Below are 9140 nucleotides of genomic sequence, written 5' to 3'. Positions count from 1 at the left end.
AGGTCGCGGATGGCTTTTCTATTCATAGTAAAATTGGCCGCTTTTGCCGATGGAACTACGGTAATGCCTTGTTTTTCGTAGTCATAAAAACGCTCGGTTCTTATGGCTTCAATTTCGGGAACAATAAAGTCGGGATTGTGTTTGGCTACAATTCGGTCGAGTTCTGCTCCATCAAGCATGTTGATGACTTCAAACCCGTGAGCCACTTGCATAGCTGGAGCGTTTTCATAACTATCGACTGCAATTATAGTTTGCCCAATGCGTTGTGCTGCAATGACGAATTCTTTTCCAAGTTCGCCTGAGCCAAGTAGTAGTATTTTTGACATTTGGATATTATTTTAAACCATTAAGGTATTAAGAAAATTAAGATTTTACACTTAATGAAACTTAATACCTTATTGGTTTTGTTTGTGAAAATTATGTCTCTTTATGCTAAAGCCTCTTTGATTCTTCTCATGGCTTCAGTAAGTTGTTCTTCGCTGGTAGCATAAGAAAAACGGATGCAGTTTGGATTGCCAAAAGCGTCTCCTGTTACCGTGGCAACATTAGCTTCGGATAGTAAGTACATCGAGAAATCGTCGGCATTGTTGATTACTGTTCCTCGCAATGTTTTTCCAAAAAAAGAGGAAACATCTGGGAAAACGTAGAATGCACCTTCGGGAACGTTGATTTTCAATCCCGGAATTTCTTTGATTAATCCCACAACTAAATCACGACGGCTTTTGAAAGCGGCAACCATTTCGTTTAGTACGCTTGGATCAGCATCAACAGCTGTGATGGTAGCTCTTTGTGCTATAGAATTGGCTCCAGAGGTTACTTGTCCTTGCATTTTGGTACAAGCTTTTGCAATAAATTCTGGTGCGCCAATGTAACCAATTCTCCAACCAGTCATGGCAAAAGCTTTGGCAACTCCGTTTACGGTAATCGTTCTTTCAAACATTCCAGGAATGGAAGCCATGCTACAAAATGTTCCCGAGAAATTGATGTGTTCGTAGATTTCGTCGGCAACAACGTATATGTTTGGGTATTTTTTCAAGACTTCGGCAATGGCTGTAAATTCCTCGCGAGAATAAACAGAACCACTAGGATTACATGGCGAACTGTACCAAATCATTTTAGTTTTTGGTGTAATTGCTGCTTCTAATTGTTGTGGTGTGATTTTGAAATCGTTTTCTATTGAAGTAGGCACTTCCACAGGAATTCCGCCCGACATTTTTATAATTTCTGAATAGGAAACCCAATATGGTGCAGGAAGAATTACTTCGTCGCCATCGTTAACCATGCATTGAGCAACGTTGTATAACGATTGTTTTGCTCCGGTAGAAACTACAATGTTTGCCGGTTTGTAATCTAAATTGTTATCGCGTTTGAATTTTCTGCAAATGGCTTCTTTTAATTCAAGATAACCATCAACGGGTGAATAGGTTGAGTAGTTTTCGTCGATGGCTTTTTTGGCAGCTTCTTTGATAAAATCGGGTGTATTGAAATCGGGTTCGCCCAAACTTAAGCTGATGATGTCTTTTCCTTGTGCTTTTAATTCTCTTGCCAATGCTGCCATTGCCAAGGTTTGTGATGTAGAGAGATTGTTAATTCTGTCTGATAATCCGTTGCTCATTGTTGTGTTGTTGTAAATTATTGTTTAAATAGTAAACCATTAAGAATGTAAGAAAGGTAAGGTTCGAACTTATTGACTTCATTCTTAATGGTTTGTAATTTTTTTGTCTTTTTTAAGCTAACTGTGGCTGTTTTCCAAGTTCTTTTAAATGTTTGAAATGTGATATGATAGCTTCTCGTGTTGTTTTAAATTCGTAGTAAGGAAGTTCACATTCTTTGGCTGTTTGTTTTACAATTTCAGCTATTTTTCCGTAGTGAATATGACTGATATTTGGGAAAATGTGATGTTCAATTTGGTGATTTAATCCGCCAGTATAGTAGTTGATTAACCAATTTTTTGGAGCAAAATTTGCGGTGGTGTATAATTGGTGAATTGCCCAAGTGTTTTCCATTTCCCCGTTTTCATCAGGAATTGGATTATGAGTGTCTTCAACAACGTGTGCCAATTGAAATACGACACTAAGAATAACTCCAGCAGTATAATGCATTACTAAAAATCCTAATAAAACTTTCCACCATGTAATTCCTAAAACCATTGGAATAACTAACCAAATTGAGAAGTAGATAACTTTTGTAATCACTAAAGTTGTCCAACGAATAGCTGGTTTTTTAAATTCACCATACGATAAATTTCTTTTCAAATAGCGTTTCATTTGAAGGAAATCAGTAGTGATTGCCCAATTGAAAGTTAATAATCCGTATAAAATAAAGGAGTAATAATGTTGAAATTTGTGGTGACTATACCATTTTGCTTCTTTGGTAAAGCGTAAAACTCTTCCTGCTTCTAAATCTTCATCATGCCCAAGAATATTGGTGTAAGTATGGTGTAAAACATTATGTTGCACTTGCCAATTGTAAACATTTCCAGCAAGAATGTAAATGCTTCCGCCCATGATTTTATTTAACCATGATTTGCTGGAGTAGGAACCGTGATTTCCGTCGTGCATTACGTTCATTCCAACGCCAGCCATTCCAACGCCTATAACGATGTTAAGCAATAAATAAGCCCAAAACGGCATGTCCATTGCTAATAAAAAGAAATAGGGCGTTAAGAAAATGGTAAACATTATTATTGTTTTTAAATGCAGTTTCCAGTTTCCAGTCTTTTTTAAATTGTTTTCTTTAAAGTATGCGTTTACTCGTGAATTTAATGTTCTAAAGAACTTTAAGTTGTCTTTAGTTGAAAATGTAGGTGATGTGGTATTCATATTCAGTATTCAAAATTTTTTCAAATGTAATTATTATAATTTTTTTATAACTGATATTAATCATTTTTTATCAACTAAAACAGTATTTTTGTTGAAAATTCAAATTCATGGAAGAAATTATCAAACAATTTCCTAACGTTACTGATAATCAAGTACAACAATTTCAAAAACTAGAAGCATTATACCACGATTGGAATTCAAAAATCAATGTAATTTCTAGAAAAGATATTGATGAATTATATACCAAACATGTTTTACATTCGTTGGCTATTGCAAAAGTTCAACCCTTTGAACCCGGAACTTATATTCTTGATGTTGGAACTGGTGGAGGTTTTCCAGGAATTCCGTTAGCAATTTTATTTCCGGAAACGCGTTTTTATTTGATTGATGTTATTGCCAAAAAAATAAAAGTAGTTCAAGCAGTTGCCGAAGCATTGGAACTTAAAAATGTAAAAGCAGAACAGCTTCGTGCCGAAAATGTAAAAGGCGATTTTGATTTTATTGTTAGTCGTGCTGTGACGAATATGCCCGATTTTTATTCTTGGGTAAAAGACAAAATCAAAAAGCAAAATAAACACGAATTGAAAAACGGAATTCTATATCTAAAAGGTGGCGATTTAACCGAAGAATTGGCTTCTTTTCCAAAAGCTACTGAATATAATATTTCAAATTTTTTCTCAGATGAATTTTTTGAAACTAAAAAAGTGGTTCATTTACCTTTGAAGTTTAAAGCATAAAAAAGCCGCTCAAAATGAGCGGCTTTTTGTTATTGTTTTATTATTTTTTTTGTAATATTTCCTTTTTCGCTAGAAATAGTAACAAGATATAATCCTTTGTTTAGTGATAATGGAATTTCAAAACTTCCATTTAAAGTGTTATTTTTTGTTTCATAAATTGTTTTTCCTAAAATGTCACTTACTTTAATATCTGCCTTTTCAATAGTGTAATATGTATTGATTTCGATAGAATTTATAGCTGGGTTTTTTATCCATAAACTCTGAAATGCAATTACATTAGTGGCTAGTTCTCCATTTAAAATTTCACTGATAGCGAAAGCTACATTGTTTTGATTTAAAGTTACGTGATTTTCATTTACAGTTGGAATGGAAGATGCTACAAAAGGAGTAACGGAATTTGAGTTTATAGGTGCATATAAATTATTGGTGTTTGAAATAGCCATTGAACTCCACGTTGGGATAAAAGTAAAATAATCAGCATTCAAGTTATCAAAAAATTGAGTTAATAATGGATCGTCTCCTAAACCTTCTTCAAAACCAGTCATGTCAAATCTGCCGCCAGGAGCAGTGTCTAATCCATCGGTAAATGTTGGTGCTTTTGAATTTGCTAAACTTTCAAATCCTGTTACCCATACAATGACAACAAATTGTTGCGCTCTCAATCTACTTACTTGATTTGTTTGATTAGCTGCTGGTGTAAAACGAAGATTTAAAATAGCTCTTTGTGTACTGCTGATGTTGAAAGTGTAATTCATTACCTCAAAATTTGGAGAATAATTCATAGCTCCATTACTGGCTCCATTTGAAATAGTTACATTTCTAACTGTTGTTGGAAATCCCATTGTGTTTAACTCGCTCTGAAATGCTGTTCTAAAATTTGGTGCGCCAGTTGGTAATAAAGATGCAGATGCAGTATTGAATTCAAACGCACTTCCAGTTTGTAAATGTCCTTCAAAATGGTCAATTAACATTTGTCTAGCAGCAGGACTTTTTAATAAACCATCTACCACTGGTTGAACGGCTGTTATGCCTAATGGTCCATAAGCCATGTAATTAAATAAGTGTTGAAATCCAATAGGAACATTAGCGCCTTGATGTGGAGAATCGAAAGATATGTATAATCGTGTGTCGTGATTTAAGTTGTTTATTTCCATGTAACGCAAAGCATAGCGAGAAATTAATCCACCCATGCTTGGACCAATAACTACGTTTTTATGATTTCCTACTTTTTGAGCATTAATTTGATTAATAAGTTCAACTAATATAAAAGCATTTCTTTGAATAAAGTCAACTCCGCCATCAACTACTGTAGTTGTATTTGCTCTAGTATATGTTGGGAAATTTAGTAAAACAATATCGTAACCTTCTGTTCTTAAATAGTCGGCAAGATTTTGACCCGTTCCATAGTCAAGCGATGAATAAAGTGTTGCAATATTTCTTGTATCGCCCGGATCAAAACCATCTACCAGAAAAATAGGTTTGTCTAAAATACCATCATTTGTATCTAGAAAAATTTCGTATTCACCTTGTCCAAAAAACGCCTGATTTTCTCCTTGACCTTGATAAGGTATTGTAGCGGTAATGTCAGTAACTACGTTTGGTAGAAAATTTTCATTTGAAGTTCTAAATGTGTTGTTTTTCTTTTTGTTGTTAATGTTTATGGAAAAAGATTGTTCAATTGAATCGCCGTTTGTAAACGTTATTTTACTTTTGATAATTTGTTTTCCAGTTGTTGGAAAGTTTACTGAAAAAGGAGAATTAATTGGAATTGTTCGCCATTGATTTTCATTATTTATCAGGAAAGAAATAGTTTCAATTTTTCTTGAAGTTGTATTGAAAATCATATCGTCCTTTAAAATAAAAGTTGCATTTTTACTGTCAGACTTTGAAAGGGTTGAAGCTATTAAGTTTATTTGATATTCATCAAAAATTTCAGTTGTATTTTGTTTTGCTTCAAATTGTTGGTTTGCATTTATATAAACTAAATTATTGTCAATGCTTTTTTGACTAATTTTTTCAAAATCTGAAATTAGAATACTTAATGGAATTACGTTTTGGGCAAAGCCTTTGTTGGCATTTTCTTTGAGTTTCTCCAATTTAGGAAGTCTTTCTAAAAAGTCAGCGCGTTGTATTTCGTGATATACTTGATAAAAATAGTTGGTTGAAACATCCTCTTTTTTTATGGATGTGGCATTTGAAATCCCAAAAACTCTATCATAAATAATTTTTGTTTTTGATTTCTCTTTCAAAAGAATACAATTGTCTTCTTGAGCAAATAGAGAAAAACTAAAGATAATGCTAAGGAAAAGAGTAATTTTTATTTTCATAATAGATTTATTGAATTTTTGACAATCAAAGATATAAAAAATTCATTTTTTAAACAATAAAAAAAGTCCAAGCCGAAACTTGAACTTTTAGGTTTATTTTTCTGAAAAATTATTCTCCCAAAAACGGATATCTGTAATCAACCGGTGTAACAAATGTTTCTTTGATTGTTCTTGGAGAAACCCAGCGTAATAAATTTTGCATCGAACCAGCTTTGTCATTTGTTCCTGAAGCTCTTGCACCGCCAAATGGTTGCATTCCAACAACTGCTCCAGTTGGTTTGTCGTTAATGTAGAAGTTTCCGGCGCTGTTTTGTAAAGCGATAGTTGCTTCTTCAATAGCATATCTATCTTGACTGAAAATTGCTCCGGTTAAAGCATATTCTGAAGTTTGATCAACTAATTTTAAGCTTTCCGACCAATTTGCATCTTCATAAACATATACCGTTAAAACTGGACCAAAAAGTTCCGTTTCCATTGTAGCATATTTTGGATTAGTCGTTAAAATAACCGTAGGTTCAATGAAATAACCTTTTGATTTATCATAATTTCCACCAAAAATAACTTCGGCATCAGCATCTTTTTTGGCTTGGTCGATATAAGAAGTCAATTTGTTAAATGAACCTTCGTGGATTACAGCGGTTACAAAATTGCTAAAATCTTCTGGCGAACCCATTTTGATTGAAGCTAATTCTTTGCCCATTTCTTCTTTAATATCGTTCCAAAGTGATTTTGGGAAATAAGCTCTCGAAGCAGCCGAACACTTTTGTCCTTGGAATTCAAATGCGCCACGAATAGTATTGGCAACAACTTGTTTTACATTGGCACTTGGATGAACCATGACGAAATCTTTTCCACCAGTTTCACCAACGATTCTCGGGTAAGTTTTATATGTATGAATGTTGTTTCCAATTTTTTTCCAAATTTCTTTGAATACAAATGTCGAACCTGTATAATGAACTCCAGCAAAATCAGGATGTGCCAAAACAGTATCGGTAATCATCACTGGATCGCCAAAAACTACATTGATTACACCATCTGGAACGCCAGCTTCTTTGAAAACATCGATGATTATTTTTGCCGAAAATACTTGACTGTCACTTGGTTTCCAAACGACAGTATTTCCCATCAAAGCTGCACTTGCCGGCAGATTTGCCGCAATCGCTGTAAAGTTAAAAGGTGTAATGGCATAAATAAATCCTTCAAGCGGACGATATTCTACACGATTCCAAACATCTGAAACTGATTTTGGTTGATCTTGATAAATTTGTGTCATGAATTCTACGTTAAAACGCAAAAAGTCAATCAATTCACATGCAGCATCGATTTCAGCTTGAAAAATAGTTTTTGATTGTGCAATCATTGTTGCGGCATTAATTCTAGCACGATATGGACCAGCAATCAATTCGGCAGCTTTTAAGAAAATCGCAGCACGTTGTTCCCAAGCTAAATTTGCCCAAGCAGTTCTAGCTTCAAGTGCCGATGAAATGGCTTTGTCAACATGAGTTTTTTCTGCTAAGTGATAGGTTCCAACAATGTGTTGGTGATCATGTGGCGCAGACATAGTTTTGGTATTTCCGGTACGAATTTCTTCTTTCCCGATATACATTGGAACATCGATTGTTTCGTTCCACATTTTTTTGTAAGCGGCTAAAACTGCTGCTTTTTCGGGTGAATTTGGTGCGTATGATTTTACGGGTTCATTGACCGCTTTTGGGACATTAAAAAATCCTTTTAGCATAATATTTGGTTTAAAAACGTTAGACTTTATATAATTAGACTACTCGATTGTTGAGAATAATTTAATTTTATACAAAAGTACAAAGGAATTTTTGAATTATTGTTAAGAAGAAATCAAAGATTGTTTGCTTTAAATTGAAATTAATTCAAAGCAAATGGTGCACTCAATTTGAATGTAGGAACAATAACTTTAAAGTTTCGGGTAGAAGTAAAATTAATCATGTTGAAATGACCTCGCATTGCACCAAAAGGTGATGAAAGTAAACAACCAGAACTGTAAGTGTGGGTTTCTCCTGGTTTTAAAACAGGTTTTTTTCCAATAACGCCTTCGCCGTCAACAATTTCAAGATTATTTAGTGAGTCAAATATTTCCCAGTGGCGAGTTACAAGTTGTACTGAATCTTTACTGTGATTCTCAATGGTAATCTCATAACTGAAGGCAAAATGGATTTTGTAGTTCTTGAAGTAAGTGCCTTCAAAACTAGTAGTAACTGAAATTTTTATGCCTCGTGTTATTTGAGTAACCACTTATTGCGATTTTTTATTGTGCCAAATTTACAAAAAATACAATTCTTAATGCAATTTTAGTGTTAATTTTTAGTAAGTTGCGTCTATAGAATTAGCAATGCCTTTTCCAATGATTCTATCAAAGCGTTGGTTGTTTTCTCTATAATAGACTAAGGCAAAGTAATTGTTTTCGGTTTGATGAAAATTACCGTCAACTGCATTTTCTTCATCAAGATTTCCATTTGCATCAGAAATTACATATTGGAAATTTGTAAAACCTTGTTTAATCATTAATGCTTTTTCATATATACCTTTTTCAGCATTATATTCCATTTTAGTTTCTTCATTAATAGCAAAATTATTAAACATTCCGTTTACGTATATTGACTTTTTGCCAAAATAACTTGGAGCTGAAAGAGTGAAGAATACCCAAGCATAATCAGCTTCTATTTCGTTGCGCAATGCATTGATATTTTTAATTATAAAATTTCCGTTTATGTCAGGAAAAAAAGTGTAAGGGCTATTTGCCCTTGCTTGACTCGGATATAAATGTGAATTATAAATTCCACCATTTGTGTCTATTCTGGCGATGTTGTTATTTGCTGCTCGAATATCTTTGTTTTCAAAAAATAAAAATTCATTTCCTGCCCAAAATTGAGTTTCAGAATCATATCGGTAAATTAAATCATTACCAATTGTGTATTGTGGTTTGATATTAGTAATGGCATTGCTAAATTTTCCGTTTTGAAGTAACATAACTTTTACGTTTTGTAAAGGGCTTTGGAAATTGATAGTAGAAGATTTTATGCTAAATTCAATATTATGTTTTTGATTAATTACTGATAAGCTTCTTGGTCTTTTTACTTGCATTGGAACCGATACTAATTCTTCGTAAAGAATAAATTTTCTAGAGAAAACCACTTCTTTATCATCATTCAGAATTTTTATCACATAGTTGCCGCTAACTCTAAACTGAGTAAAACGATTTGGGAATGCTAATTTATAATGTG

Annotated in this window: 7 protein-coding genes and 1 pseudogene; 1 reads left to right on the top strand and 7 read right to left on the bottom strand. The window is 33.5% G+C overall.

The window, feature by feature from the left end; all coding sequences use genetic code 11:
* The 3 genes and pseudogenes from purT to IAI56_RS14540 all read right to left on the bottom strand — a co-directional run.
* A pseudogene (gene purT / locus IAI56_RS14550) lies at positions 1-326 on the bottom strand (phosphoribosylglycinamide formyltransferase 2); the annotation flags it as partial.
* 101 nt (positions 327-427) lie between these two features.
* Entirely contained in the window at positions 428-1615 is a 1188-nt protein-coding gene (locus IAI56_RS14545) for a pyridoxal phosphate-dependent aminotransferase (RefSeq protein WP_187658558.1), read from the bottom strand.
* Positions 1616-1727: 112 nt separating this feature from the next.
* Positions 1728-2822, bottom strand: a complete 1095-nt coding sequence (locus IAI56_RS14540) for a fatty acid desaturase family protein (protein WP_187658557.1) — start codon at positions 2820-2822, stop codon at positions 1728-1730.
* A gap of 107 nt (positions 2823-2929) precedes the next feature.
* Here IAI56_RS14540 and rsmG point away from each other — a divergent pair, with 107 nt between their 5' ends.
* On the top strand, positions 2930-3559 hold the full coding sequence (gene rsmG, locus IAI56_RS14535) for a 16S rRNA (guanine(527)-N(7))-methyltransferase RsmG (protein ID WP_187658556.1): 630 nt from the start codon (positions 2930-2932) through the stop codon (positions 3557-3559).
* 29 nt (positions 3560-3588) lie between these two features.
* Here rsmG and IAI56_RS14530 read toward each other — a convergent pair whose 3' ends face one another.
* The 4 genes from IAI56_RS14530 to IAI56_RS14515 form a co-directional block, all read right to left on the bottom strand.
* A complete protein-coding gene (locus IAI56_RS14530) occupies positions 3589-5886 on the bottom strand; it encodes a T9SS type A sorting domain-containing protein (protein ID WP_187658555.1) in 2298 nt (765 codons plus the stop codon).
* Between the two features lie 109 nt (positions 5887-5995).
* The gene (gene pruA / locus IAI56_RS14525; protein WP_187658554.1) at positions 5996-7624 is read right to left on the bottom strand and encodes an L-glutamate gamma-semialdehyde dehydrogenase; all 1629 of its coding nucleotides are present in this window, start codon (positions 7622-7624) and stop codon (positions 5996-5998) included.
* A 140-nt stretch (positions 7625-7764) separates the two neighbouring features.
* A complete protein-coding gene (gene apaG / locus IAI56_RS14520) occupies positions 7765-8151 on the bottom strand; it encodes a Co2+/Mg2+ efflux protein ApaG (protein WP_187658553.1) in 387 nt (128 codons plus the stop codon).
* A gap of 69 nt (positions 8152-8220) precedes the next feature.
* Positions 8221-9140: type IX secretion system plug protein (locus IAI56_RS14515; protein ID WP_187658552.1), on the bottom strand; the 920-nt coding region annotated here is incomplete at its 5' end.

Origin of the sequence: Flavobacterium macrobrachii (assembly GCF_014486675.1) — a bacterium.
Classification (GTDB): domain Bacteria; phylum Bacteroidota; class Bacteroidia; order Flavobacteriales; family Flavobacteriaceae; genus Flavobacterium; species Flavobacterium macrobrachii.
The sequence above is the reverse complement of the archived record's forward strand: the minus strand, read 5'-3'. Positions and strand labels throughout refer to the sequence as shown.